The 25089-nt window shown below is 64.9% G+C and carries 23 protein-coding genes; 7 read left to right on the top strand and 16 right to left on the bottom strand.

Annotated elements, in window-relative coordinates; translation table 11 throughout:
- The 4 genes from FHT19_RS08780 to FHT19_RS08795 all read right to left on the bottom strand — a co-directional run bounded on the left by FHT19_RS08780 (position 1) and on the right by FHT19_RS08795 (position 3908).
- A complete protein-coding gene (locus FHT19_RS08780) occupies positions 1-405 on the bottom strand; it encodes a DUF6152 family protein (RefSeq protein WP_168555155.1) in 405 nt (134 codons plus the stop codon).
- Between the two features lie 288 nt (positions 406-693).
- Positions 694-2043 carry a hypothetical protein gene (locus tag FHT19_RS08785; RefSeq protein ID WP_169474620.1) on the bottom strand — a complete coding sequence of 450 codons (1350 nt, stop codon included), beginning with the start codon at positions 2041-2043 and terminating at the stop codon, positions 694-696.
- Between the two features lie 51 nt (positions 2044-2094).
- Positions 2095-2745 (bottom strand): YceI family protein, encoded by a 651-nt coding sequence (locus FHT19_RS08790; protein ID WP_169474621.1) that lies wholly within the window; start codon positions 2743-2745, stop codon positions 2095-2097.
- A 269-nt stretch (positions 2746-3014) separates the two neighbouring features.
- Positions 3015-3908 (bottom strand): acetoacetate decarboxylase family protein, encoded by an 894-nt coding sequence (locus FHT19_RS08795; protein ID WP_169474622.1) that lies wholly within the window; start codon positions 3906-3908, stop codon positions 3015-3017.
- Between the two features lie 444 nt (positions 3909-4352).
- Here FHT19_RS08795 and FHT19_RS08800 point away from each other — a divergent pair, with 444 nt between their 5' ends.
- Positions 4353-6572: a TonB-dependent receptor gene (locus FHT19_RS08800; protein WP_169474623.1), complete on the top strand. Its 2220-nt coding sequence runs from the start codon at positions 4353-4355 to the stop codon at positions 6570-6572.
- Positions 6573-6785: 213 nt separating this feature from the next.
- On the opposite strand, the gene FHT19_RS08805 is transcribed toward FHT19_RS08800, so the two are convergent.
- From FHT19_RS08805 to FHT19_RS08840, 8 genes are all read right to left on the bottom strand, one after another.
- The gene (locus FHT19_RS08805) at positions 6786-7643 is read right to left on the bottom strand and encodes a hypothetical protein (protein ID WP_168555160.1); all 858 of its coding nucleotides are present in this window, start codon (positions 7641-7643) and stop codon (positions 6786-6788) included.
- Positions 7640-8152 carry a DUF6152 family protein gene (locus tag FHT19_RS08810; RefSeq protein ID WP_169474624.1) on the bottom strand — a complete coding sequence of 171 codons (513 nt, stop codon included), beginning with the start codon at positions 8150-8152 and terminating at the stop codon, positions 7640-7642. The genes FHT19_RS08805 and FHT19_RS08810 overlap by 4 nt, the downstream gene beginning before the upstream one ends.
- The gene (locus FHT19_RS08815; RefSeq protein ID WP_169474625.1) at positions 8152-9789 is read right to left on the bottom strand and encodes an FAD-binding oxidoreductase; all 1638 of its coding nucleotides are present in this window, start codon (positions 9787-9789) and stop codon (positions 8152-8154) included. The genes FHT19_RS08810 and FHT19_RS08815 overlap by 1 nt, the downstream gene beginning before the upstream one ends.
- A gap of 2 nt (positions 9790-9791) precedes the next feature.
- Entirely contained in the window at positions 9792-10328 is a 537-nt protein-coding gene (locus FHT19_RS08820) for a hypothetical protein (protein ID WP_169474626.1), read from the bottom strand.
- Positions 10325-10639 carry a cytochrome c gene (locus FHT19_RS08825; RefSeq protein ID WP_248290334.1) on the bottom strand — a complete coding sequence of 105 codons (315 nt, stop codon included), beginning with the start codon at positions 10637-10639 and terminating at the stop codon, positions 10325-10327. The genes FHT19_RS08820 and FHT19_RS08825 overlap by 4 nt, the downstream gene beginning before the upstream one ends.
- 124 nt (positions 10640-10763) lie before the next feature.
- On the bottom strand, positions 10764-11384 hold the full coding sequence (locus FHT19_RS08830; protein ID WP_169473147.1) for a hypothetical protein: 621 nt from the start codon (positions 11382-11384) through the stop codon (positions 10764-10766).
- 59 nt (positions 11385-11443) lie between these two features.
- Positions 11444-12325 (bottom strand): hypothetical protein, encoded by an 882-nt coding sequence (locus FHT19_RS08835; RefSeq protein WP_169474628.1) that lies wholly within the window; start codon positions 12323-12325, stop codon positions 11444-11446.
- A gap of 16 nt (positions 12326-12341) precedes the next feature.
- The gene (locus tag FHT19_RS08840; RefSeq protein WP_169474629.1) at positions 12342-12815 is read right to left on the bottom strand and encodes a DUF6152 family protein; all 474 of its coding nucleotides are present in this window, start codon (positions 12813-12815) and stop codon (positions 12342-12344) included.
- 311 nt (positions 12816-13126) lie between these two features.
- On the opposite strand from FHT19_RS08840, the gene FHT19_RS08845 reads away from it, so the two are divergent.
- The 5 genes from FHT19_RS08845 (at position 13127) to FHT19_RS08865 (ending at position 19442) form a co-directional block, all read left to right on the top strand.
- A complete protein-coding gene (locus FHT19_RS08845) occupies positions 13127-14131 on the top strand; it encodes a fumarylacetoacetate hydrolase family protein (protein WP_169474630.1) in 1005 nt (334 codons plus the stop codon).
- Positions 14132-14198: 67 nt separating this feature from the next.
- The gene (locus FHT19_RS08850; RefSeq protein WP_168555168.1) at positions 14199-14810 is read left to right on the top strand and encodes a TetR/AcrR family transcriptional regulator; all 612 of its coding nucleotides are present in this window, start codon (positions 14199-14201) and stop codon (positions 14808-14810) included.
- 101 nt (positions 14811-14911) lie between these two features.
- The gene (locus tag FHT19_RS08855) at positions 14912-17896 is read left to right on the top strand and encodes a molybdopterin-dependent oxidoreductase (protein WP_211184739.1); all 2985 of its coding nucleotides are present in this window, start codon (positions 14912-14914) and stop codon (positions 17894-17896) included.
- The gene (locus FHT19_RS08860) at positions 17893-18738 is read left to right on the top strand and encodes a 4Fe-4S dicluster domain-containing protein (RefSeq protein WP_169474631.1); all 846 of its coding nucleotides are present in this window, start codon (positions 17893-17895) and stop codon (positions 18736-18738) included. Before FHT19_RS08855 ends, FHT19_RS08860 begins: the two co-directional genes overlap by 4 nt.
- A 41-nt stretch (positions 18739-18779) precedes the next feature.
- Positions 18780-19442: a VOC family protein gene (locus tag FHT19_RS08865; RefSeq protein ID WP_169474632.1), complete on the top strand. Its 663-nt coding sequence runs from the start codon at positions 18780-18782 to the stop codon at positions 19440-19442.
- 8 nt (positions 19443-19450) lie between these two features.
- On the opposite strand, the gene FHT19_RS08870 is transcribed toward FHT19_RS08865, so the two are convergent.
- From FHT19_RS08870 to FHT19_RS08880, 3 genes are all read right to left on the bottom strand, one after another.
- Entirely contained in the window at positions 19451-20137 is a 687-nt protein-coding gene (locus tag FHT19_RS08870) for a TetR/AcrR family transcriptional regulator (RefSeq protein WP_169474633.1), read from the bottom strand.
- Positions 20138-20338: 201 nt separating this feature from the next.
- Entirely contained in the window at positions 20339-20743 is a 405-nt protein-coding gene (locus tag FHT19_RS08875; RefSeq protein ID WP_169475006.1) for a sugar nucleotide-binding protein, read from the bottom strand.
- Positions 20744-20912: 169 nt separating this feature from the next.
- A complete protein-coding gene (locus FHT19_RS08880) occupies positions 20913-21662 on the bottom strand; it encodes a Crp/Fnr family transcriptional regulator (protein WP_169475007.1) in 750 nt (249 codons plus the stop codon).
- Positions 21663-21923: 261 nt separating this feature from the next.
- Between FHT19_RS08880 and FHT19_RS08885 the strand changes: the two genes are divergently transcribed.
- Positions 21924-24146 carry a catalase gene (locus FHT19_RS08885; RefSeq protein WP_169474634.1) on the top strand — a complete coding sequence of 741 codons (2223 nt, stop codon included), beginning with the start codon at positions 21924-21926 and terminating at the stop codon, positions 24144-24146.
- Here the strand turns inward: FHT19_RS08885 and FHT19_RS08890 are convergent.
- Positions 24118-25035, bottom strand: a complete 918-nt coding sequence (locus FHT19_RS08890; RefSeq protein ID WP_248290336.1) for an NAD(P)/FAD-dependent oxidoreductase — start codon at positions 25033-25035, stop codon at positions 24118-24120. The genes FHT19_RS08885 and FHT19_RS08890 overlap by 29 nt on opposite strands.
- Between the last annotated feature and the right edge of the window lie 54 nt (positions 25036-25089).

Here is a 25089-nt window from a genome sequence, read left to right on the forward strand (position 1 = left end):
TCAGTTGCCGCCCGCGCGGGCGGCTTCGACGTCGGAAAAGGTCTTGCCACTGGGCAGGCGCAGGCTCGCCATGGCCCCGCCGGGCTGGCCGCTGATGTTCGGGTGGAACACCACCTTGACCTTGTCACCACGGCGGAAATCGCGGGGCGTCAGACCCTGCTTGGAAAACATCAGCGGGCTGCCGGCCACGATCGACATCTGCCGCTCCTGCCCCTTGTCGATGTAGATCAGCACCATCGAGGAGTGCGGCGCGCCCCAGCGGAATTCCTTGAGCGTGCCATCGACCGACACCGTGCGGTTCATGTCGTAGGCCGCAAAGGAGTGGTGCGCCAGCGCCGGTGCGGAAAGGCCGAGGGCCACCGCCGCAAGGGGCGCCGCCAGCCGTGCTCTTTTCAACGTGATCATTATGTTACTCCAAACGGGCGGCCCCGGATGGACGGCACGGACGATGCCTTTCCGGCACGTCCCTTCATAACGGCGGCACAGCTGCGCCACCGCCAGGATCGGCCAGTCGCTTGCGCAGGTCATGCAAAGTCCGCAATCGGACTGGCGCCTTGCAGGCAGGACCGGGCCGTTGGCTCGTCGTGCGGTTCCATCCTTGCCCCCCACCCCATGACGGTGAGCGTCAGGTTGACCACATGCTAGATCGCTATGCCGCAGAAGTTAGATGAATCATCTCGTTGGCAGGAGCGGTCAGGCCACTGCGCGCAGAACCTCGGGCAAGGGCTGCATGACATCGAGCTTGAGCTGGGCAAGCGCGTCGGCAGCGGCAACGTCACCGGCCTGGATCGCCGCGAGAATGCGCCGGTTGAGCGCAATCACGTCACCGCGGTCCACCGGGGGCATAGGGTCTGCCGCCAGGAACACGCTCGCCACGCCCAGCGAGCGCACGACCATGGCCAGCAGGGCGTTCCCGCTCAAATCGAGCAACAGGTTCTCGAGCGTCAGGGCCTCGAACGCATCGTGCTTGGGCACGGTCAAGGCCGGGGCGACAAGGCGGCCGGCAAGCTGCCGCGCCGCAGCCAGGCCCGGCGCTCCGCTCACCAGCAGGGAGATAGCCTCGCGATTGTCGCGCGGCGAGGTGGCGCTGGCCATGAGGCAGGGCGCCAAAAGGCGGATCACCCCAGTCGGCGCGGCCGGCGGCGCCAGTTCGGCGCCCTTGCGGCCCTGGCGGCAGCGCACGATGCCGAAGTCCTGGAGGATGCGGCGCGCCTGGCGAACCACCGCGTCGGTATAGCCCAGGCGCATCGCGGTTTGCCATTCGGCTTCCTGGCTGGCAGGACTGCCGCTCAACTCGCGGGTCAGCCGCGCGGCAAGCGCCATGGCAGACTTGCGGCCTGACAACGAAAACGCCCGCTCCGCGATTTCCAGCGAGATGATCGGTGACGCCGCCTGGTCGCTTGCCCCCAGCACATCGAGCCTGGCGATGGCCGCAGCAAGATTGCCGTTGCAAACCGCTTCGGCAAACACCGCATCGTCATCCGGCGCCTCTCGCCCGGCGGCCGTGCGCACCAGCATTTCGGCAAGCCGTGCCAGCAGAACCATCGTCGTGTTGCCGGTCTGTTCGGCCAGCGCCACGGCAAAGCCGTGCGAAGCGCCCGGCGTGATGGACGCCACCGGCGCGATCCGCCGGCGGATCGCCGCGCTGGCAACCATGCGCCACACCAGTTTCCGGAATTCCTCGATCGCCGCGCGCGTTTCGCCCGCCAGCGCAAGATACATCAGCACCGCGCCGACAATATCTTCGAGCGCGGGCGCAGCCACGAACAACCCGCCACCCGGCCCGCGTCGCACGTCGAGCAGGCCACGCGCTTCGAGAATGGTGATCGCCTCGCGAAAGGCGGGGCGGCCAAGGCCAAGGCGCTTGCGCACGTCGGGCAGCGCGCCGAGCGACTGGCCCACCGGCCAGCCCTGTCGCAGCAGGCCCATCTCCATGTCGTGCACCGCCTCGTGCGCCAGACTTGCCGGATCGAGCGCTCCAAGCATGCAGGCGCTGATGCGCTGGAGTTCGTCCGCGCCGCCTGCCCGCGTAAGGTCAGCCATAACCACTTTCCGCCTTCTCCCAAGGTCCTCTCGCGCCGGCCGATTTTCGGCTCAGCCCTTTATGAATTCTGCGTCGAGGACGACCGTGACCTTGCCCACCATGCGCGACATTTGCGTCTGAGTAAATTGGGCGGTGTCGATAACCATCGAGCCCGTAAAACCTGCCGTCGGCGCCCCTTCCATCGAGCGACCGACGCCGACGAGTTCTGCCTCGATCGTAGCGGGCTTGGTCACGCCCATCAGCGTCAGGTCACCATCGATCAGCGCATGGCCGGGCGTGGTCTGGCGCACGCTGCGCGACACGAACCGAGCCTCGGGATAGGCGGCAACATTGAGCGATTGCGCGCTTTCCGGGGGAATCTTGTAGACGATCGGAGCGTAGAAAGGCTTGGCGTCAACCGTCACGTCCAGCGCGATGGCCCCGGCATTGGCGGGATCCCACTGCAAGGTGCCCTGGCGCACGCCAAAGCGCAGCACGTTGTAGGACATGCCACGGTGCAGCACGCGTGCAACCACCGACGAATGTTCCAAGTCGACGTTATAGCGGCCCGCGGGCGCTGCGGCCGGATCCTTGCTGGCCGGGGCCATGGCCACGGCCGGTGGCATCGGCGCGGTGGCCGGCGCACCCTGCGCGTGAACGAAACCGGCGATGCCTGCCGGAATGGCGGCCATGGCGATCAATCGTCCCCAGGTCATGCCCATCGTGAACTCTCCCGTTTGCGGTGCCGGAACCGACCGGTCTTCCGTTTGGCGCCGCAATGAAACGCGGCCGCCACGCGCCGGCCTGCCGGCAAAAACCTTGGCCACGGGCCAGAATCGGTGCAAAACTGCCGATGCTGCCTGCGACTCCGAATTATTTGACCTATTTAGTCATATTTGAACATTACGGTCAAGTAAGGCAAAAATAGCGCTGCGGCTTGGGACGGACCCTGGATACCAGGCCCCGCCCCGCGCCACGCAGTAGAGATGCCTCAGGCCGGCTCGACCGCGCGGTGGGCATTCATCGCCACGCCGATGCCAGGGCCGCTGAACGCCACCATTTCGGCATCGACATATTCGATGATGTCGAGATCGGCGATGCCGTTGACGATGTGGGACGAAAGCGGCAGCTGCTCGAACGTGGCACGGTGCCAGTTGACCGCACCCTTGCCCGTCCAGCGACGGAACTCGAATTCGTCAAAGCTGATATTGACCTGCGCACCGCCACTGCCGGCCGGCGCCGCCGAGGTGGTGACATAGGCCAGGTCGGCGCCTTCGCTGCCATTCGGGCTCGTGCGGGGCATGTACTTGTAATACATCTGCGCCCCGCCGTTGGAGCCAGGCAACTGCTTGACCGGATTGGCTTCCTCGACGAGATTCGACATCTCGATATCGAAGAAGGTGTGTTCATACCACGAGGCTTCGCACGTGGCGTGGCCCGCGGCCTCGTCCCAGGCAATGTCGGTGAAATTGGCGAACATCTTGGGGAAGCCCAGCTCTTCGCGACCAGTCATGATCGCGTCTGGCGCGCCTTCCCAGATGATGGGGCACAGTGCCCCGTCGAGCCGCTCGGTCTTGCCCTGATACGTTACCGGGAAATCGACCGAGAGGATGCCATAGCCACGGCCGGCCAGCCAGTAGAGGTCCTTGAACCAGGCGCAGCTGACCGACACGATCGGTTCGCCACGCAGGCTGAAACCGACCGGCAGTAGCTTCTCGAGCTTGGCAGGATCGGTCCGATAGGCAACCTTCATCCATTGTGCGCGCATCCGCCCTGCTTCCTCGGCCGTCCACATGCGACCTTCGGGATGCTGGCGCGGACCGGGCGCAGGGCCGAACATGATCGGCATGCGATAGCGCGAAGAGGAATCGGGAATAAACGTCATGTCGATGCTTCCGTTCGTGTTGGAGTGAATAAAAGGTGGTGATGGCCCTGCCCCTGCCCGGCCATGAAACCGGTGGGCACGGCCGAGTCGGCCCAAGCCGGCGAGGCGAGAGGCGTCGATCTGTGAAACTGGATTGCAGGTGCCGGATGCGCGTTGTGCACGTCCACGCAACCCGTGCCCCGTCAGGCGTGCTCTCTCCCGTTCATGCTCATTTCTGGACTATAAAGTCATATTTGAACCAATTGGTCAAACTCAAACTCGCTGTCTGTCCCAAAGGGCAGGACACCGCATGTGCGAACATGACAAGAACGCAATTCATGCATCTATCTTGTCCGCCACCGCTTGCTAGGCCCATGTCGATAGTGGCGCGGCAAAGACGACGCCCAGTCCTGCCCAACAAACAAGTCTGACACGGGGAACGTCAGGAAACGTGAGGGGAAGATAATGAAGCGAATCCCATATATGATGTCGACGTCGCTGCTGGCGGCACTAGCGGCCGCGCAGCCTGCTTTCGCCCAAGAAAGCACGCCTCCCGCTCCAGAGCATGCGGCCAGCGACACCGGCAACGCCGGCCTTCAGGAAATCATCGTCACGGCCGAGCGCCGCTTCAACACCGCGCAACGCACGGCCGCCGCGATCAGCGTGCGCACCGGCGCGGATTTGCAGCTCCAGGGCCGCTATGAACTCAAGAACATCCTGGAAGATGTTCCGGGGGTTTCGGGCGGCGCCTCGTTCGGGGTGAACACCTCGCAGGCCGGCGGCACCGACAATGCGGCGACGGGCCTGGTGTTCCGCGGCATCCAGTCGAACTCGGGCGTGGGTGGCAGCGCCACGTCGACCGCAGCGGCCGCAGCGATCTATGTCGACGATGTCTACAACGGCATCGGTGGCGGCTACGACATCGGCCGGGTCGAGGTTCTGCGCGGTCCGCAAGGCACGCTCTATGGGCGCAGCGCCACCGCCGGCGTGGTGGCGATCCACACCAACGATCCCGATTCCAAGGCGATTGCCGTCAATGCCACGGCCGAAATCGGCAATTACAACCTGCGGCGTTTTTCGGGCGAAGTGAACCTGCCGATTGTCACCGACAAGCTGGCGCTGCGCGTTTCGGGCAACCACTTCGAACGCGATGGCTATTACACAGCCCAGGGCGACGCGCGCCGCAGCACCAGCTTCCGCGGCAAACTGCTGTGGACACCCACCGAAAACTTTTCGGCGCTGCTGGGCTATGCCCAGGAATTCAACCAGACCCGCTCTGGCGGTGTCGCGGTCAGCCAAGGCTCTTCGCCCACCGATTTCGTCTTCGTGCCCCAGGCAGTGGGCACCGGTCGCAATCACTTCCGGCAGTACTGGGCCAACTTCAACCTTGATCTTGGCGCCGTGGCGGTGACGTATATCCCGGCCTATCGGACCTGGTACCAGAACGCCACGACGATCGCGCGCAGCGCCCCTCCTGGGCCGAACATCGACAACTTCGTCTATGTTCCCAAAGACAACTTCATGACCCACGAGGTCCGCATCCGCAGCACGGCGACCGACAGCAAGCTGCGCTGGCAGGCCGGCTTCATGTACTATCGCAACGCGCTGAGCGAGACGAACAACCTGTTCAATCTCGATCTGCCGCCGGCCGGCGCCTATCTGTTCAAGTCGAACACCCACAAGGTGACGACGGCCGAAGGCGTGTTTGCCGAAGCGACCTATTCGTTCACGCCCGAAACCCGCCTGACCGCGGGCCTGCGCTATGACCACACCAAGATCGAAGTGGACCAGGACTACACCGGGTTCACCGGCATCACGGCGTCGCTCAGCGGGCCGCAGCGCGTCGCCGCGTTCAACAACGTGACCTACAAGGCGCGTCTCGAACACGACGTGACGCCACAGAATCTGGTCTATGCCTCGATCTCCACCGGCTTCTCGCCGGGGGACACCTCGCTGACCCAGGACCTTGCCGGCGTGCCCCAGGTCCAGGTGCTCAAGGCGCAGACGCTCACCGCCTATGAAGTGGGCACCAAGAACCGCTTCCTCAACAACCGCCTGCAACTCAACCTTGCCGGGTTCTACAACGACTACGGCGGCTATCAGACCGCAGGCATCAACGTGGCGCCTCCCGGTCCGCTGCGCATCTTCCAGACGATCACCGTGCCGGTGAAGACCTATGGCTTCGAGTTCGAACTGCAGGCGCGGCCCTGGGCGCGCGGCACGTTCCAGCTCAACGGGTCGTACACCCACGCGCGCTATGGCGACTTCGGGATCTATGCGGCGTACTTCTCGACGCATGAGGTTTCGCCCTCGCCGCCGTGGCAGGTTGCCGCTTCGTACGATCATCGCCTGAACCTGGGCGATACGACGTTCGTGATGCGCGGCGCGCTGCGCTTCGTTTCGGCCCACGACAGTTCGCGCATCACCGTGCAACAGGCGCTCGACGGTGCCTCGCCCTATATCCGCGTGCCCACGGTGCTGTTGGCAGACCTCAACGCCAACTGGATCATCAACGATCACCTGTCGATCGCGGGGTATGTGCGCAACCTCACCGACAAGCGCTATCTGCCCGACAACTGGAACGTGGCGCAGGTGACGGCGGGCAATCCGCCGGTCGTGACGGTTTCGGCCAACTCGCTGAGCGAGCCGCGCACATTCGGGATGCTGGTCGACGTGAAGTTCTGACCAGCCCCACCGGCACCAGCCAACGCAACGGCGCTGCCCGGCCCCAGCCGGCAGCGCCGTTTTCGTTGGCGAAATTGCCGGGCGCTCCGCCGCCCCACGTTGCGGCGCTCCGCAGCGGTGCCAACGGCAAAAGGCCGGAGCAGGTTGTCCCGCTCCGGCCTTTGCTGCGTCATGGCTGTCAGCCGGCGCGCTGACGGCGCGCCGGCCAGATCGTCAGCGATCCTGCGCCTTGTCCTTGACGTTCACCTCGAGCTTGCCCGTATCGGGATCGAGATAGTCGCGGTTGTCGGTGCAGGCCCATTCCTGCGGCTCGTTGCGCCGCTCGATGCCGCGGATGAACTTGCGCGGCGGAAGGGCATAAGGGCTCTTGAAGATCGTATCGTCGTAGATCGTCGTCTGGATTTCGAGCGTGTTGAAATCCAGCAAGCGCATCCGCTCCACCAGGCGCAGGTTCGGGCCATGCGGACCGAACACCACGCCCGCCAAGGGCGAGTGATCGCCCTGCACCCGCACGTCATTGGTCAAGCGGCCGATCTGGAACACCGTATCGGGCGCGAGGCCGGTGGTATCGACCACCAGCGTCCCGCCTTCCCAATGCCCGATCGATTCCCCGAGGTATGAAGGATTGGGCATTTCGCTGTGCTGCCGCCCATCGGTGTGGATGAAGCGCGTCATCCCCGACGTCTCGATATAGAGCGCGATCATGCCGGGCGACTGGAAGAACTTCATCGGCATGCCACCGATGTTCTGCACGAACGGCATGCCGAGCGGCTTGCAGTTGGTGAACGGGCTATCCTCGGCGGGCTTGTACTTGGCGATATAGTCACGCGCGAACGGCGTGTAATCGGGCGGCGTGGAGAAATCATCGGCGATCGGGTTGATCGACTGCCAGGTGCCTTGCCAGAAATCGGGCTGGCGGGCGATCTCCTGCCAGGCCGCAGCCTGTTGCTCGGGCGTGCGCGCCACGGCCGGTGCATCATCGGCGCGGGCTGCGGGGGCGGCAAGTGCCAGGGCCGACAGCGCGACAAGCGCGCCGGTGCGAAGCTGGCGATGAACGCGGTTGGGGCTCATTTGTAGGGTTGTCCCTGCGGCTTGGTGGGAACCTTGACCGGGCCGCCGGCCAGGGCCTGGCCGTTGGAGCCGGCCGGATCGACCAGGACCTTGCCCTTGGCCAGGAACACGTTCTGGATCGAACCGATCGGACGCCCATCAAGACCGGGGTGCACATCGACCACGATCTTGTCGCCAGACTTGATGTCGCCCGCGTTCCAGCCCCAGCGCGCCATCATGTTGGGGCTCGATCCAACCAGCGACCATTGCTCGGTGCTGCCATCGGCCTTGCGCACCACGACGATGAGCCAGGTATGCGGATTGGCCCAGGTGAACTCACGCACCGTGCCGGTCAGCGTGGTCAGCTTGGCCATGTTGAACTTGGCGAAGGAGTGGTGCGCGTCGGCGTTCTGGGCCCAGAGCGCGGCCAGCGCGGCAAGGGCAAACTTCCATTTGCCGTGTCTTTTATGCGGTACGTCCATGGTGACACTCTCGCTATGCATAAGGTTCTGCCAGTAAATTGCGCGCATCAGCCGGCCGCCTTGGCCGCCCGCGCGCGGATCGCGTAGCGCCCGACCGACATGATGCCGTTGGGATCGACCGCGTCCTTGATCGTTTCCAGGAAATCGCGAAGCGCGTGGTCGTTGTAGGAATAGGTGCCCATGATCAGTTCGTAGAACGCAGGGGCGGTCCGGTATTCGCCCCAGCCACGCTCTGCGGCCACTGTCACCAGTTCCCGGAAAATCGCACGCACCTTGGCATTGACCTCGGGCGAGCGCGTCACCGGCAGGCCCATGGCGAACAGGAACGCGCGCTCGAAGATCGCCGAGGGGAACTGCAGCGGCAGGCCAGGCAGCTTGTACTTGCGGCCGATCCGCGCAAACACGTCCATCGCCTCGATCGCGGCCTCCCCCGTGCGCGGAATGACCGGCGAGAAGAAGATGTGGCCGACGACCTCCTGGTCCTCGTAGGTGTACATCGGGCCCAGGCTGAACGTGCGCAACGAGGGAATGCCGAGCGGACCTGGATCGAACATCCGGGCGACGTCCTCGGCCGGCAGCGGCAGGGCACGGACCGGGTTGAGCGTGAATTGCGCGCCGGGAATGGCGGAAACGGCCTCGCGGATGCACTCCCACTGCGCCTCGATGAACCGCGCCGGGCCATAGAGCTGGAATTCGCAAGACCAGAACGGCAGGCCGGCCGCCTGCGCCGCCGCTTCCAGCTTGGTCATGTCGGCGCCCGCCGGGTCTTCAAGGATCACGCGGATCGCGGGATCAATCGCTGGCGGCCCGCCGAAATGGGCCGCATCGCCACGCGTCCCGGTCGTCGGGCTGGACAGCGTCCACAGCCCCTGCACGATCTTGCCCTGCTCAAGCCGGCCGATGATATCGACCAAGGGGATGATGTCGTGGAACCGCGGCACCGTCAGCACCCCAGTGGCGTGGCTTTCGGGCTGGGGCATCAACCAGAACCCCATCTTGGTGACCACGCCAAAGTTGGACTGCTTGAACAGGCCATCGATGCGCGGGCCAAAGCCAGGGCGGAACTGCTGCCATGTCTTGGCGCCGGGCATGGCCCCCATGCCGGTGCGCAACACGCGCCCGTCGGGCAAGACCACTTCCATCCCGCATTGCGCATCGAAATGGTTGCGATAGGGGGCCAGGGTCACGCCCACCCCGCCATCAAGGGCGTTGCCGATCAGGCTCCCCCAGCCGGGACTGGGGCAGTCGATCCACAGCTTCAGGCCCTTTTCCTGGATGTAATTGTACAGATCGAAATAGCTGACCCCAGGCTCGACCACCACGTAACCGTTGCGTTCGTCGATCTCGATCACGCGGTTCATCCGCTTGAGATCGAGGACGACGCTGCCGGCCACGGCCGGGGCGGCGCCACCATAGCCCAGGTTCTTCCCCGTCGAGATGGGATAGACCGGGATGCGATAGCGATTGGCGATCCGCACCAGCGCGGCCACCTCTTCGGCGCTGGCGGGGGCGACGGCAGCCGCTGCGCGCGGTTCGTCAGCCTCTCCCCACAACACCGAGTAGGAATCGCGGTAGAGTTCGAGATCCTCGTCGCTGGTGAACAGCCAGTCGGCGCCGACCACTTCGGCAAAGGCCCGCAGCGCGGCCGCAAAATCGGCCGGGCTGACGTGGGGGGGCACGTTCACGGTCAACTCTCCTGTCGAGCGGCGCGCAAGGGGGCGCCGGCTCGCTTGTGCATGGTCCACACGTGCAGCCGCCCGGCCTCGCACGATCGGTTGTAAGTTGCGCGCCCGGCTTGCATGGCCGGCGCGGCGGGCGCGATGGCACCCAGCGCGGTACCCAGGGCGCGGCTGCAGGCTGGATCGTCGGCGGCATGGCAGGCATGGCCGGTGAGACGGAAACCATGATCCGCGGCGATCTGCTCAAGGCAGAACAGCGTTGCACCCGACGTCACGCCCGAAACCGCCTGGCTGTCCGCAAACATGCGCGCCATCGCGGCATAGCCGGTCACATCAGGGGTGAACTGCAGCACCGATGCCGGCGCGGCGGCGAGCCTGCCGGACAGCTCGCGCGGCAAAGGCGCCCTGCCGTCGATGACGACGGCATCTATCGGCCGCCAAGCCACCCGCGCTTGCGCGCCAGCACCCAGCCCTGCGCCACCTGCCAGCGCCAGCGCTCCGCCGAGCATGGCACGCCGGGTGCAGACGGGCGTGAGCAAGTTCATGGCTTGCCCCCGCCAGACCGGCGGCGGGCCGGCGGCTTCGTCAGGTAAGTGGCAACAGCCGCCAGTTCGGCGTCGCTGATCTCGGTCTTGCGGAACGAAGGCATGAACGAAATGCCTTGGCGCACCACCTGCCGCACATAGTCGGGCGACAGGTCGCTGCGCTGCTCGAGGATTGCGGGCACGGCGCCCTGGTACTTGCGCTGGAGCGCCAGGCTGCCCGGCCCGGTGGGCGTGGCATGGCAATCGGCGCACCACTTGCGATAGACCGGCAGCGCTGCAACCGGCGCTGAGGCCACGGGCTTGCCTGCCACAGGAGCGCGCGCGGGCCGGGCCTGCCCGATGGCAGCCCCCGCGCCCAACGCCAAAACGGCGGCCAGCACAACGGGGACGCGGGTTGCGGCCCCGCGCCGATCCACGCCCGAATTGCCCTGCATGTTACTTCGCTCCGATGACCGTCTTGCGCTGCAGAATCCGCCACTCGCCGTTGCGCTTCTCCAGCACGTCTTCGTAGTGCCCGGGCAGGCCGACCGTGGTGATCTTGGTCGCAAGGTCAGGATAGACGCTCACGAAATAACCGTAGTGCGTTGCCCGGGTGGCACTCTGGAACTCGAAATGGTGGCTCAGCGACAAGTGCCACGGCGGATTGCCGTTGCCGATGGCATTGACGCGCGGCATTCCTGCCGGCGCGGCGCCAGGACCAGCCGGTGCGCCAGGCGCCCCAGGGCCACCCGGCCCACCAGGCGGCGGGAACCCGGGTGGTGGCGATCCGGGCGGACCACCGGGCGCGCCGCCCGCCGAAGGCGGGGGCATCGCCGCCGCGCGATAGGGCATCGTAAAGCTCTTGCCGGGTTCGGGCTCGGCGATGATCGTTGCTTCGGGCCAGAATGCCCGGTCGAAGCGCGCCATATCGTGCTGCTCAAGCCCGAGCGTGTAGTTGTCGACCGCATCGTTCACGCCGACCCAATCGTCCACGGTCGGATGATAGGCCGCAGCGGCGGGCGCCGTCTGGGCCTGCGCCCCGGCCGCAGCGGCGAACGTCAGGACGCTCCCCGCCAAGGCCATTGCAAGTTTCATATCGCGCATCACGTCCGCTCCCCGGCAAGGCTCGATGAACCTTATTTGTTGGCTTCGTTTTCCTTGAGCTTCTTGAGAACCGCTTCCGGATCTTCCATCACCGTCGCATTGGCATTGGGATCGAAGTTGACCGGATCGTCGGCGGTTCCGCAAACCCACTCGGCGGGCCAGCCGGCTTCGCCGCGGTTGCGCTTGAAGATCTGGGGATCGGCCTCGTAAGGCTTGGTCCAGATCGTGTCGTCATAGATGGTCAGGCGGATTTCCATCGTATCGGGATCGAGCAGGCGGAAACGTTCCACCATGCGCATGTCCGGCCCGTGCGGACCAAAGATGGAATCCGGCGGCAGGACCAGGCGCCCCGTGCCCTTGCCCGGGAAATTGGTGTACTGCGTCAGCACGTCATCATGGAAGCTGATGCTGTCGACCACCAGCGTATCGCCTTCGAAATGCGCGACCGATTCACCCAGGTAGCTGGGGTTCGGCCGGTCCGAATGCTTCCCGTTGAGACGCAGGAAGCGCGTCATGCTGCTGTTTTCGATATAGATCGCGATCATGCCCGGTTCGTAGAAGAACTTGAGCGGCGACCCGAGGCGCTGGATGATCGGCATGCCGGGCGTCTTGCAGCCTGCCCCGGCGAACGGAATGTCCTCGATCGCCTTGAACTTGTCGGCATGGGCCTTGGCCTGCGGCGTCAACGGCGTGCCATTGGCCTTGTCGAGGAACGAGGTAACGCTCTGCCAATTCCCGGTGAAGAAATCCGGCATCCGCGTCACGTCACCCCAGGCCGAACCCAGTGGCTGGGCGCCGGCCGGTGCCGCGGGCGCAGCAGGCGCGGGCGCTGCAGGTTGCGCCACGGCCAAGGTCGTCGCGATCGGCATGGCAGCGCATAGCGCGGCTGCAAGCACGGTCTTGGAATGAAACATCGATCGACCTTTTCGCTTAGCGGGGGTGCGGGGCAGAACCGGGACCGCCAGGGCCGCCAAGGCCGCCGCCGGGCGCAGCGCCAAAGCCCGAACCGAGCACGCGGCCAGTGGACAGGCGCACTTCGTTGATCAGGCCCACCGGCTTGCCATTGCGGCTAGGGAAGCCCGAAACGGTGACTTTGTCACCAGCCTTCATGTCGTGAGAATTCCAGCCGCTGCGGGCCAGCATACCGGCGCTGCCGGCCTCGAAGCCCCAGATCACCTGGGTGCCGTCGGGCTTGACCGAACGCAGGTAGAGCCACGAATGCGGGTTGGACCAGACCCACTTTTCCACCGTGCCACTCACGACGACCTTCTTGGTCATGTCAAACGGGGCGGCCGAGTGGTGGGCCGACGCCGGCGCCGCGACCAGGGCAAGAGCCGGGCCACCAGCTACGATCAGCGCGGTTTCCAGCAGGCCGGGGAAGCGAGGTAAACGAAACACTTTCACCGCAGTCACCTTTCGAAGTTTCAGGCACGCCTCTCCAACGGCACGCCCCCGCTGGCCCCATTGTGCCGGCGGTTGTCCCATTATGTGCGCCCAGCCGCGTCCGAAAGCTAGGTGCCACAATTAGATGTCCGCGCCGGGCACTGCCGGGCAATTGGCGGGAAACTGCGAATTTTTGCACCTAACTCGGATCGGGCCAAACGATACGATCGGCCTAGCATGCAGCGCGCCGGCCGGTCTCTTCCGCCGGCAAGCGCATGCGGCGGGCGTCGCTTGCCCGCCCTTCCCGTTCCTGACCAAAAGGGCCCCATCGCGTGAAGCTCGCGACCATTCGTAATGCCACGCCCGACGGCGCGCTCCACCTTGTCTCGCGCGATCTGTCGCGCATGGTCCCGGCCGCGCCGATCGTGGCGACGCTGCAGCAGGCCATCGAGCAGTGGGCGCTTGTCGCGCCGCGCCTGGCCACGCTTGCCCAGCAGCTCGAACTTGGCGCGGCACCTGGCACGACGCCGTTCGAGCCCAGGCTCGCCGCCGCGCCGCTGCCGCGTGCATGGCAGTGGCTCGACGCCTCGGCGTTTCACGCGCATGGCGACTTGCTTGAAACGGTCTTCGGCATCGATCCGCCCCCCGAAAAACGCACCGTTCCGTTGATGTACCAGGGGGCGGGCGACGACCTGCTGGGCCCCTGCGACGATATTGCACTCCCCAGCGCGGACGATGGCATGGATTTCGAAGGCGAAATCGCCGTGATCGTCGATCGCGTGCCGATGGGCACGCCGGCCGATGTGGCCCACCGACATATCCGCCTGCTGATGATCGCCAACGACACCAGCTTGCGCGTGCTGGCCGGGAAGGATCTGCGCACCGGGTTTGGCTTCCTCAATTCCAAGGCTTCGACCAGCTTTGGCCCCGTGGCGGTAACGCCCGACGAACTCGGGCCGGCCTGGCGCGACGGGCGCATCCACCTGCCGCTGCAGGTTCATTGGAACGGCACGCTGTTCGGCAGGCCGCATTGTGGCGCGATGGGCTTTTCGTTCAGCGAACTCATCGCCCACGCCGCGCGCACCCGGAACCTTGCGGCGGGCACGATCATCGGCTCGGGCACCATTTCCAACGACGATTTCCGCACCGTCGGTTCGGCCTGCATCGCGGAACGGCGCGCGATCGAACTGATCGATGAAGGACAGCCGCGCACGGCCTACATGGCGTTTGGGGACAGGGTCCGCATCGAGATGCTCGACGAAGCCGGGGCATCGATCTTCGGCGCAATCGACCAGGCCTATGTCCGCGCCGCACCGCCGGCCCTACCCCACGCCTAGCCGAAGGAAACGAACGGTGACGGGAAAAGCCTTGCCTCCGCCGATGCCAAGGATCGACCGCCGGCGCGTGCGCACCCGCAGCGCGCTGATCGGGGCCGGCCAGAAGCTGTTTGCCGCGCGATCGATCGACGGGGTGACGATCGACGACATCGTCGCTGCCGCCGACGTTGCCAAGGGCAGCTTCTACAACCATTTCGACGACAAGGAGACGCTGGCTGAAGCCATCGTCGAACTGGTCCAGGGTGACTGCGAACGCGAAGTGCAGCAGGCCAACCATGCGATCCAGCATGCCGCCTGCCGCATGGCGCGGGCCATGGCGGCGCTGATCCGCTATGCCGAGCGTCATCCCGATCGCTATCGCGCGATGGTCAACCTGTCGAAGCGACGCGCCCAGATGGATGCGCCGATCAACGCGGGCCTGCGGCACGACATCCGGACCGGGCTCGCCAATGGCGAGTTCTCGGCGCTCTCGGTCGAAGGCGGGATGCTCACCGTATTCGGGTTGGTGGCCACCGCCGTCGATCATCTCGTGGTCGCCACACCGCGGCGCGAACCCTCTGAAGTTGCGCGCGAAATGGCATTCCTGCTGCTGCGTGCGCTGGGCGTGCCAGGCGAGCGCGCCAGCCCCATCGCCGAACGTGCCGCGCAAGAGGTCTTCGCCGGCAGCGACGGCTGCTGACCTGCACCATGGGGCAGGCGGCGTGCGAAAAGCTGTACCGAGAAGTTGACTACTTCGTATAATAGTGGGATACATCGGGCAGATGGTGAGGATGACGATTGGTGGATATCAAGGCACTGCGGCTGAAGGCGACGCTGTTCGCGCTTCCCAAGGTTTTTGCGCTTAAGGCAAAGGGCAGCCCGCAGTTCCGGGCCTTTCTCGAACAGAAGACATGCGTGGTGCAGATCCGCCTGGCGGACGGCAGCATTGCCCGCAACTATGCCTTCGACCGCGGCCGGATCGTCAGCCGCAAGGGGCTGCACCCCAGCCCCGACGTGGTGATGCAGTTCAAGGACGTCGATACGGCCGTTGCCCTGACCACCCCGCCGATCAACTATGCCGAGGTGATCCACGCCGGTAAGAACTTCCGCGTAGCCCTGATGGGCGACGAGGATCTGATCGCATGGTTCACCCAGCTCGCCTCGCGCCTTGATTCCGACGGTTGGAAGATGGGCGAGCCCATGCCCGACGGCAGCACGCGCTATACCCAGATGACCAACGGTGGCCCGCTCCACGTCTACGTCAAGGACGGCAGGATCGTGCGCACTGCAATCATCGAATTCACCAAGGACGATCCCGAGACCTGGACGATGGAGGCCAGGGGCAAGCGCTTCACCCCGCGCCGCAAGGCTTATGTCGCGCCGCATTCGCTCGCCATGAAGTCGATCGTCTATTCCGAAGACCGCCTGCTCTACCCGATGAAGCGTGTCGACTTCGATCCCGACGGCGAACGCAACCCGCAGAACCGCGGTACATCGGGTTATGAGCGGATCAGCTGGGACGAGGCGCTCGATATCGTCTCCAAGGAAATCCTGCGGCAAAAGCAGGTCCATGGGCCCGGCGCGATCGCGCTTGCCCACCCTTCCCACCACCAGTGGGGCAATGTCGGCTATTACCTGTCGGCGATGATGCGCTTCGGCAATACCGTGGGCGTCACCCGCGTGATGCTCAACCCGGACAGCTGGGAAGGCTGGTACTGGGGGGCGATGCACCACTACGGCAATTCGATGCGGCTTGGCGCGGCTGCCGGCTATGGCGGCCTGGAGGATGCGCTCAAGGAAGCCGAGCTGATCGTCTACTGGTCGAGCGACCCGGAATCGCAGTTCGGCGCCTATGGCGGCACCGAGGCGAGCGAGCGGCGGCTTTGGGCCAAGGAACTCGGCATCGAAGCGATCCACATCAACCCGCACTATTCGCCCACGGCGGCGTTCACCGGCGGCAAGTGGCTGCCGATCCGCCCGGGTACTGACACCGCCCTGGCCCTGTCGTTGATGTACGTGTGGATCCAGGAAGATCTCTACGACCGCCATTTCGTCGAAAACCGGTCTACCGGGTTCGACGAATGGAAAGCCTATGTCATGGGCGAAACCGACGGCGTGCCCAAGACCCCCGAATGGCAGGAGGAAGAAACCGGCATCCCGGCGCGCGAGGCCCGCGCACTGGCGCGGCTGTGGGGCCGCAAGAAGGTCTACCTGGGCTGCGGGGTCAACGGTGGCGGCTTTGGCGGCGCGTGTCGCAATGCCAGCGGCATCCAGTGGGCGCGCGCCATGGTCATGCTCATGGCCATGCAGGGCTGGGGCCGCCCGGGGGTGAACTTCGGCAATCTCACCAACGGCACCCCGGTCAATCTCGAATTCTATTTCCCCGGCTATGGCGAAGGCGGGATTTCGGGCGAACTGATGGCCACTGGCTCGGCCACCAACAATTACGTTCGCATGCCGCACCTGCTGTCGATGAACCCGGTTCCCCAGATCGTCCCGCGCCAGAAGCTGCCCGAGGCGATCCTCGAAGGCTTCGCCGAAGGCTACCTGCTGGAGCCGACCAGCATGGAAATCCAGTTCCGGCCCTACTTCTACCCGGCGCCGGGCTGTTCCAAGATTCACATGCTCTATCGCTATGGCGGCTCGTCGATGGGCACGATCGCCAGTTCCGCGCGCTTTGCCGAAATGTATCGCTCGCCCGAACTGGAATGCGTGGTGGCGCAAGGCATCTGGAACGAAGGCGAAACCCGCTTTGCCGACATCATCCTGCCTGCCTGCACCCAGTTCGAGCGGCATGACATCGGCGAATGGTCGAACTCTTCGGGCTTCGGGTATCACTGGCAAGCCCAGCTCAACCACCGCGTCATCGCCATGCAGCACAAGTGCATCGAGCCGCTGGGGGAATCGAAGTCCGACTACCAGATCTTCTGGGACATCTGCAAAAGGCTGGGTCTGGGCAACTATTACTCCGAGGGCTGCTCCGAGCTCGACTGGGCGAAGCGCGTGTTCGACTCGTCCGACCTGCCCAAGCACATCTCGTGGAAGAAATTCCTGCGCAAGGGCTACTACGTGGTGCCGCCCGAAAAGCCCGAGACGCGGGTGGCGGTCGACATGCGCTGGTTCTATGAAGGCCGTCCCAAGGACGTGCCCGAGCCCTTCCCGCTGCCCGCCGGATATAGCCACAAGTGGCTCCATGGTCTTCAGACCCAGTCGGGCAAGTTCGAATTCGTGCCCAACTCGCTCAAGCGGTTGCGGCCCGAACGCCCCGACCGCCCCGCGCTGATGCGCTATACCCGCCCGTTCGAAGGCGCGCGCGAGGGCGAGCGGTATCGCCGCTATCCCATCCAGTTGCTCACGCCGCACCAGCGCTTCAGCTTTCACACCGCGCAGGACGGCAAGGGCAGCGCGATCAGCGATCTTGCCGATCACCGCGTCTGCGTCGATGGGCACTATTACTGGATCGTGCGGATCGCCGAAGACGACGCGCGGCGGCGTGGGATTGCCCACCATCAGCTGGTGCGCGTGTTCAACGATCTGGGCAGCGTGATCTGCGCGGCCGAAGTGACCAACCGCCTCGCCGCCGGCGTCGCCCATTCCTATGAATCGTCGGCGAGCTACCAGCCGCTCGGCGAGCCGGGTGCATCGCCCGATATCGGCGGCTGCATGAACATCCTCACGCCCAACCGCATGCAGGCAGACGGCACCGTCGCCTCGGCCGGATCGCTGTGCCTTGTCGAAATCGAGGCCTGGTTGGGCACGTCCACGCTGCAGGAAGCCGCCGAATGAGCAAGTACAACCTGATCTTCGATGTCGCGCGGTGCAACAGCTGCAACAACTGCGTGCTGGCGACCAAGGACGAATACCTGGGCAACAGCTTCCCGGGCTATTCCGAACCCGCACCGCGGCTGGGTGACCTGTGGTTGACGCTGGCCCGGCACGAACGCGGCGCCGCGCCGATGATCGACGTGTCGCACTATATCGAGACGTGCCAGCAGTGCGATAATCCGCCGTGCCTGACGCCCGAGACCAGCGATGTCGTCTCCAAGCGCGCCGATGGGATCGTGGTGATCGATCCGGTCAAGGCCCGTGGCCGCAGGGACCTGGTGGGTACCTGCCCCTATGGCCAGATTCACTGGAACGAGGAATTGCAGCTGCCGCAGAAGTGGTCGATGGATGCGCATCTGCTCGACAACGGCTGGAAAGAGCCGCGCGCCGTGCAGTCTTGCCCGACACAGGCCCTCACGTTGGCCAAGCTGGACGACGCGCAGATGGATGCGCGCGCAAACGACGAGGGGCTGGTTCGCCTCCACTCCGAACTCGGTACCCGCCCACGCATCTGGTACCGCAACTTCGACCGCGTCAGCCACTGCTTCCTTGGCGGTGCGCTGGTTCGCCGCGAGACCGGGCGCGAGGATTGCGCCGCCGGCCTGCGGGTGCGCCTGCTACAAGATAACAAGGTCCTGATGGAACAGGACAGCGATCCTTTCGGCGAGTTCAAGTTCGAACCGCTCGAGGGTCGGGGAGAAGTCTACCGACTCCAGGTGGCCCATGCCACCGGCGCGGTCGTCTTCGAAACGGACGTCACCTTGGATGACAACACCTATCTCGGAGTGATCGAAGTCCGGTGAGCCATCGGGTCGGTGTTTCCACCGACAAGAAGGACTTACCCATGGCAATATCCGAAGAAACCGCCCGCGAGGAGATCCTGGCCCGCAGCGACATCCGCCCTTCGCAATTGGCCCATATCGTGCTGCGCACCGCGCAGTTTGCGGTCATGCGCGATTTCTACCTGGCGTTCCTGAACGCCCGGGTGGCCTATGAAAACGCCTTTGCCAGCTTTCTGCGCTATGACGAGGAACACCACCGCGTGGTGATCATCGCCATGCCCGGGCTGGCCCCGGTCCAGCCCCGCGCCTCCGGCCTAGAGCACTATGCGTTCAGCTATGCCTCGCTCGGTGGCCTGCTCGCCACCTACCAACGGCTCAAGGCCTTGGGGATCAGGCCGGACTGGTGCCTCAACCACGGGTTCACGATGTCGATCTACTATCGCGATCCCGATGGCAACCAGGTCGAAACCCAGTTCGACACCATGGCTTGCGCCCAAGCCGACGCCTACATGCGCAGCCCCTATTTCGACATCAATCCGATCGGCGTCGACTTCGATCCCGAAGTGTTGCTCGCCCGCTATCTGCGCGGAGACCCGATGGGCGAACTGATCCGCTTTGGCTCGGCGCCCTACCCCGAGGGCGCGCGCCATATCCGGCCAGGCGGCGTGCCCGATTACGACTTTGACGGCGCCCTGTTCGCCAGCACGTCGGCCCCAGCAGGATAGGTCACGACCTAGATCGCACCGCCGAGGTGGTCGTCTTCGTCCGCTGGCTCGGGAAACAGATCGGCGACTGCCTTTTCGGCAATCGACTGCGCACGCCGGGTGCTCACGCCCAGCGCGCGCAGCAGGATGAATGCCATTTCGCGCGCGACCTCGGGCGGGGCGCTGCGCGCGCGGGTTGCTGAAAGATACTCCACGGCGGTGGCGATCAGCCCGAAGACGGTGAGCATCCCGCCCTGCAGGGTGATGCCGCTGAATTGGCCAACATCGAGCCCGGCGGCGATGTCGCGGCGCAGCCCGGCGTTGATCGGAGCCTCGATGTTGGTGCGCCGCTTGGACAGGCTGACCATCGAGCGATAGCGATCCGGGTGCGCGCGAGCGTAGCGGATCAACGCCGCCATGGCCCTCGCGACGCGACTGGCCGGATCGGTCACATCAAGGTTGGCACTGGCCACCTCGCGTTCGCAATCGCCTTGTACCAGATCGACGATCGCGCCGGCCAAGCTCTCCTTGTCGTCGAAATGGTTATAGAAACTGCCCTTGGCGACATCGGCTGCGGCGACGATATCGTCGATCGTCACGCCGTCGATCGAACGCGCGGCAAACAGGCGCTGCCCCGCCCCGATCAATGCCGATCGGGTACGCAGGCGCCGACGGTCTACCTTGACCTCGTGGGCGTCATTGGTGGGTTGCGACACGGCGAGTCTCCGGCAGGCTGGGCGTCCATGCGATCCACCGCAAAGCCCGAATGGCATGCGGCAATTTGACTGCGCTATTGCACAAAACGGGCGATGAGCAACCCCCTCAGCGGCGCGGCCGATTGCCAATGCGCATTGGCCAAGGGCGAAATACGCCTGTTCCAAGGGGTAAGGTATCCCCCAGGGCACCGCGCTCTCCATTCAGGCCATGGCTGGAACCGCTGGCGTCAAGCGCGTCGGCAGTTCCAGCATGCTGGCGAATTGCGCGATCGCTGCCGTCAGCGTGGGCATCATCATTCCGCGTTCCGTGCCAAGTGGCGCGTGACGCGGGCGCGCGGCGACCCAACCCATTGCCGCTTGCGGCAGTGCCTCGATCCGCCCGGTCGGAAGGTTGAGCGCGGTGGCCAGGTCGACGGCGAAATCGGCCCACGACACGGCGCCAGCATTGGCAAGATGCCACAGGCCCGTTTCGCCATCGATGACCAGATCGACCGTCACGCGTGGCAGATCGGGCACATAGGTGGGCGACGTGACGCAGTCCGCCGCGGCGGCAAAGCTGCGGCAGGCATTGGCAAGCGCAACGGCACCGACATGGTTTGCCGCCAGGCAGGCAGCGGGGTGGCTTCGGCGTCATCCACCCGCACCAGCCCGCGGCATTGATCACCGCGCAACCGGCCGGGTGGAATATCGGGTTCCTGCCAGCGGCCGCCTGATCTTGAGCTGGGACCGAGCGGCAACGCGGCCAACCTCGCCAAACCACTTCGCTTGGCGCCGATCATCTTGATCGGGCGTTCGCCACCGATACCGGCGACAACGACTGGGCGATATAGAGATAGTCCGGGTTGAACTGGCCCCGCGCGGCCAGGCGATCGGGATCGGGAATATCGACGAGCGACGAGCGGAATACGCATAGCCGTTCTTCGCGCAACTTGCGCATCACCCGGTTGACGTGAACATTCGTCAGGCCGCAAATTTCGGAAAGATCGGCCTGGGTCAGCGCCAGGGTGAAGCGGTGGCCATCGCTCAACCCCGCCGACACCAGCCGCGCATTGGTTTCGCACAGGAAATGCGCGACCCGCCCCATGGCATCCAGCCGGCCCAGGCGGAACAGCCAGGCGCGGTGGATGGCCGCGTCAATCAGCGTGGCAAACCACAACTTGCGCATGAGGTGGGGCCGCCCCACCAAGATAGCCTCCAATGCGGAATGCGGGATCGTGGCGGTCTTGGCCGCGGTGACAGTCTGCACATCGTGGTCCAGCTCTCCCAAGGGAAAAGCATGCAGATCAACAAAATCGCCGGGAAAATGCACCGCAACCAGTTGGCGCAACCCGCGGCGATCATCGATGTAGCGAGACACGATGCCTTCTATCAGCAGCGTGCTGTAATCGAGTTTCACCCCGGCGCGCACGATCGTTGCTCGCGGCGGCAGGGTGTTCACCTCCACGACTGCTGATTCCAGGGCCGCGCGTTCATCGTCATCCAGCCTGACGCCGCGTTTGCCGCGTAGAAACCTCTCGGTGAACATGCACGCTCTCCTCTCACGTCGCGCGTATGCCCGTTGCCGCACCACGAAGCAGGTGCGCGGCATGCGGACGGTAAGCTGCCATCAATCGTATCAACGCAGGTTAGTTTGATCCGCGTTCCTGCAACTTCCCTGATCCCCTGGGGTTCCGGTCGAGACGCTGCGCGTAACTTACGACGCCATCATGCTTTTGCTGGCGGCGCCGGCACCACCGCTCGCAGCGATCAATCCAGCTGACAATCCGCTCACCGACAAGGACACGACATGGCGATCAAGCCCGAGAACACGGAATCTTCCGCACCACCCCCCGGCACTTTGGCGCCTGCGCAGCTTTCCGGGACGGACCTGGGCGGAGAGACGCCAGCAAAGGCATCGCCCGTGCCCGCCGATGCCGACATCAGCTTTTCGTTCGACGAACCGCTGGGCGATGGCGGCGAGACGCACCAGGTTGCCGATGGCGACGTGGCAACGCTTACCACGCAGCAAGGCATTCCGGTGTCCGATGACCAGAACAGCCTGCATCAGGGCGCGCGCGGCCCATCGCTGCTGGAAGACTTCCATTTCCGCGAAAAGATCTTCCATTTCGACCATGAACGCATTCCCGAACGCGTCGTGCACGCGCGCGGCTATGGCGCGCATGGCTATTTCGAACTGACCGACAGCCTGGCCGACGTATCCCGCGCCGACGTGTTCCAGCGGGTGGGCGAACGCATGCCGGCGTTCGTGCGGTTCTCAACGGTTGCAGGCTCCAAGGGCTCGTTCGACCTTGCCCGCGACGTGCGCGGGTTTGCGGTCAAGCTCTATACCCAGGAAGGCAACTGGGACCTGGTGGGCAACAACATCCCGGTGTTCTTCATCCAGGATGCCATCAAGTTTCCCGACCTGATCCACGCCGCCAAGCCCGAGCCGGACCGCATGTTTCCGCAAGCGCAGACCGCCCATGACAATTTCTGGGATTTCATCAGCTTGAGCCCGGAAAGTTTCCACATGATCATGTGGACCATGTCGGACCGCGCCATTCCGCGCTCCTTCCGCACCATGGAAGGCTTTGGCGTCCACACTTTCCGCCTGGTCGATGGCGAAGGCAAATCGACCTTCGTGAAATTCCATTGGAAGCCCCGCCAGGGCCTGCAATCGGTCGTGTGGAACGAAGCGGTCAAGATCAACGGGGCCGATCCCGATTTCCACCGGCGCGATCTGTGGGATGCCATCAACGCCGGCGATTTCCCCGAATGGGATCTGGGCGTCCAGCTGTTCGACGACGCGTTTGCCGATAGCTTCGATTTCGACGTGCTCGATGCCACCAAGCTCATTCCCGAAGAGCTGGTGCCGATCCGCATCGTCGGCCGCCTCGTGCTCGATCGGGTGGTCGACAACTTCTTTGCAGAAACCGAACAAGTTGCCTTCTGCACGCAAAACGTGCCGCCGGGCATTGATTTCTCCAACGATCCGCTGCTCCAGGGCCGCAACTTTTCGTACCTCGACACGCAGATCAAGCGCCTGGGCGGCCCCAACTTCACGCATATCCCGATCAACGCGCCGAAATGCCCGATGGCGCATTTCCAGCAGGACGGCCACATGGCCATGCGCAACCCCAAGGGCCGCGCCAACTATGAGCCCAACAGCTGGGGTCCCACCCAGGGCGGCCCACGCGAAGACCCCGCCCGCGGGTTCGTCACCCACGCCGAGACTGCCGACGGGCCCAAGCAGCGGGTGCGCTCGGAAAGCTTTGCCGATCACTACAGCCAGGCCCGGCAGTTCTATATGAGCCAGGCGGCGATCGAGCAGAAGCACATCGGCGATGCGCTGGTGTTCGAGCTGTCGAAAGTGGAGCGGCCGGACATTCGCGCACGCACTGTCTCGCACCTGCGCAACATCGATGAAACGCTGGCGGCCACCGTGGCCGATGGCCTTGGCCTCGCGCTTCCCGAGGCGGCCGTCGCGGCGCGCGAGACGATGACGGACCTGCCCACGTCCGACAAGCTCAGCATCGTCAAGAACAACCCAGAAAGCTTCAAGGGTCGCAAGCTCGGCATTCTGGTCAGCGACGATGCCGATGTCGATCTGGTGCTGGGGCTGGTCGATGCGCTTGAAGCCGAAGGCGCGGTCTACGAAATCGTCGCGCCCAAGATCGGCGGCGTCACGCTGTCGGACGGAACGACGCTTGCTGCCAAGCACAAGATCGACGGCGGCCCGTCAGTGCTGTTCGATGCGGTGGCGATCGTGGTTTCGACCGATGGCGCAGACCTGCTGGCGCGCGATGCGGCGGCCAAGGACTTCGTCACCGATGCCTTTGCCCACTGCAAGTTCATCGGCTTTTCGGCCCAGGCCGAAACGCTGTTGGTTGCCGCCGGCGTTGCCGGTTTACTCGATGAAGCCTGCCTGCCGCTTGACGTGACCGAGGATGCAACCGCGTTCATCACGGCCTGCCGCACCTTGCGCTATTGGCCGCGTGAACTCACGGTCGATCTTGACGCGCAGAGCTGAACAGGAATGAGGGGTTTGCCGCAGCCAGATCGTTACGGATCGTGGTTGCGGCAACCCCCGCCTCCCCCATGGCATGGGTGATCTGGTCCAGACCAAGCACGACATCGCCGGCCGCATAGAGACCGGGCAGCGAAGTGCGCTGGTGGCTATCGACCAACACGCATCCTTCGGCGGCAAGGTCGGCGCCCAGGTGCTGGGCAAGTTGCGAGCGCACCGTCGATCCGAGCGCGGGGTACAACGTGTCGAAAGCGCGCGTTTCCCCCTCGATATCGAGTTCGATCTTGTCGAGCCCCAGCCGCATCGCATGGCACCGCCCCGCCAGGATAACGCCCGCATCGGCGAGGTTCTCCAAAGCTGTGGCGTCCAGGTCGTGGCCCGATGCCGGGGCGACAAGGGTGATGCGCGAGGAAAAGGACCGCAAGAACAGCGCTTCGCCGCAGCCTCTTTCGCCCGTGCCGAACACGGCAATGTTCAATTCGCTGGCTTCATGGCCATCGCAGATCGGGCAATAGCGGATAAGCCCGCGGGCAACGCCCTGGTCGTGGTCCGCCTCGCTCAACAGTTGAGGCCGATGATTGACGACACCGGTTGCCAGCAGCACGGCCTGGGCCCGAATGGTGCTTTGTGCCGTGCTCGCGACGAAGCCAGGGCCGCTTCGCACAAGCCCGGTTACCTCGCCCCGCCGCAGATTGGCACCGAACCCGCGCGCTTGGCGGCGCATGCGGTCAAGCAGCACCGGCCCGGCGATCCCATCGGGAAAGCCGGGCGTGTTGTACGACATGGGGATCGATGCCGCCCGGCTTTGGGCGCCATCGACGACGGTGACGGAAAGATTGAACCGTGCGAGATAAATCGCTGCGGTCAGGCCCGCGGGCCCACCGCCAATCACCAGGCAGTCGCAATTCGTGCCTGCCCACTCATCCACGCGGCAGGCCCTGCCGAT

It is taken from the genome of Novosphingobium sp. SG919 (assembly GCF_012932495.1).
In the GTDB taxonomy this organism is placed as follows: Bacteria; Pseudomonadota; Alphaproteobacteria; order Sphingomonadales; family Sphingomonadaceae; genus Novosphingobium; species Novosphingobium rhizosphaerae.

Bases quoted from the DNA above. Each gene is read 5' to 3' on its own strand.
- FHT19_RS08780 (WP_168555155.1), bottom strand. From the start codon at position 405: ATGATCACGTTGAAAAGAGCACGGCTGGCGGCGCCCCTTGCGGCGGTG.
- FHT19_RS08785 (WP_169474620.1), bottom strand. From the start codon at position 2,043: ATGGCTGACCTTACGCGGGCAGGCGGCGCGGACGAACTCCAGCGCATC.
- FHT19_RS08790 (WP_169474621.1), bottom strand. From the start codon at position 2,745: ATGGGCATGACCTGGGGACGATTGATCGCCATGGCCGCCATTCCGGCA.
- FHT19_RS08795 (WP_169474622.1), bottom strand. From the start codon at position 3,908: ATGACGTTTATTCCCGATTCCTCTTCGCGCTATCGCATGCCGATCATG.
- FHT19_RS08800 (WP_169474623.1), top strand. From the start codon at position 4,353: ATGAAGCGAATCCCATATATGATGTCGACGTCGCTGCTGGCGGCACTA.
- FHT19_RS08805 (WP_168555160.1), bottom strand. From the start codon at position 7,643: ATGAGCCCCAACCGCGTTCATCGCCAGCTTCGCACCGGCGCGCTTGTC.
- FHT19_RS08810 (WP_169474624.1), bottom strand. From the start codon at position 8,152: ATGCGCGCAATTTACTGGCAGAACCTTATGCATAGCGAGAGTGTCACC.
- FHT19_RS08820 (WP_169474626.1), bottom strand. From the start codon at position 10,328: ATGAACTTGCTCACGCCCGTCTGCACCCGGCGTGCCATGCTCGGCGGA.
- FHT19_RS08835 (WP_169474628.1), bottom strand. From the start codon at position 12,325: ATGTTTCATTCCAAGACCGTGCTTGCAGCCGCGCTATGCGCTGCCATG.
- FHT19_RS08860 (WP_169474631.1), top strand. From the start codon at position 17,893: ATGAGCAAGTACAACCTGATCTTCGATGTCGCGCGGTGCAACAGCTGC.
- FHT19_RS08865 (WP_169474632.1), top strand. From the start codon at position 18,780: ATGGCAATATCCGAAGAAACCGCCCGCGAGGAGATCCTGGCCCGCAGC.
- FHT19_RS08880 (WP_169475007.1), bottom strand. From the start codon at position 21,662: ATGTTCACCGAGAGGTTTCTACGCGGCAAACGCGGCGTCAGGCTGGAT.
- FHT19_RS08885 (WP_169474634.1), top strand. From the start codon at position 21,924: ATGGCGATCAAGCCCGAGAACACGGAATCTTCCGCACCACCCCCCGGC.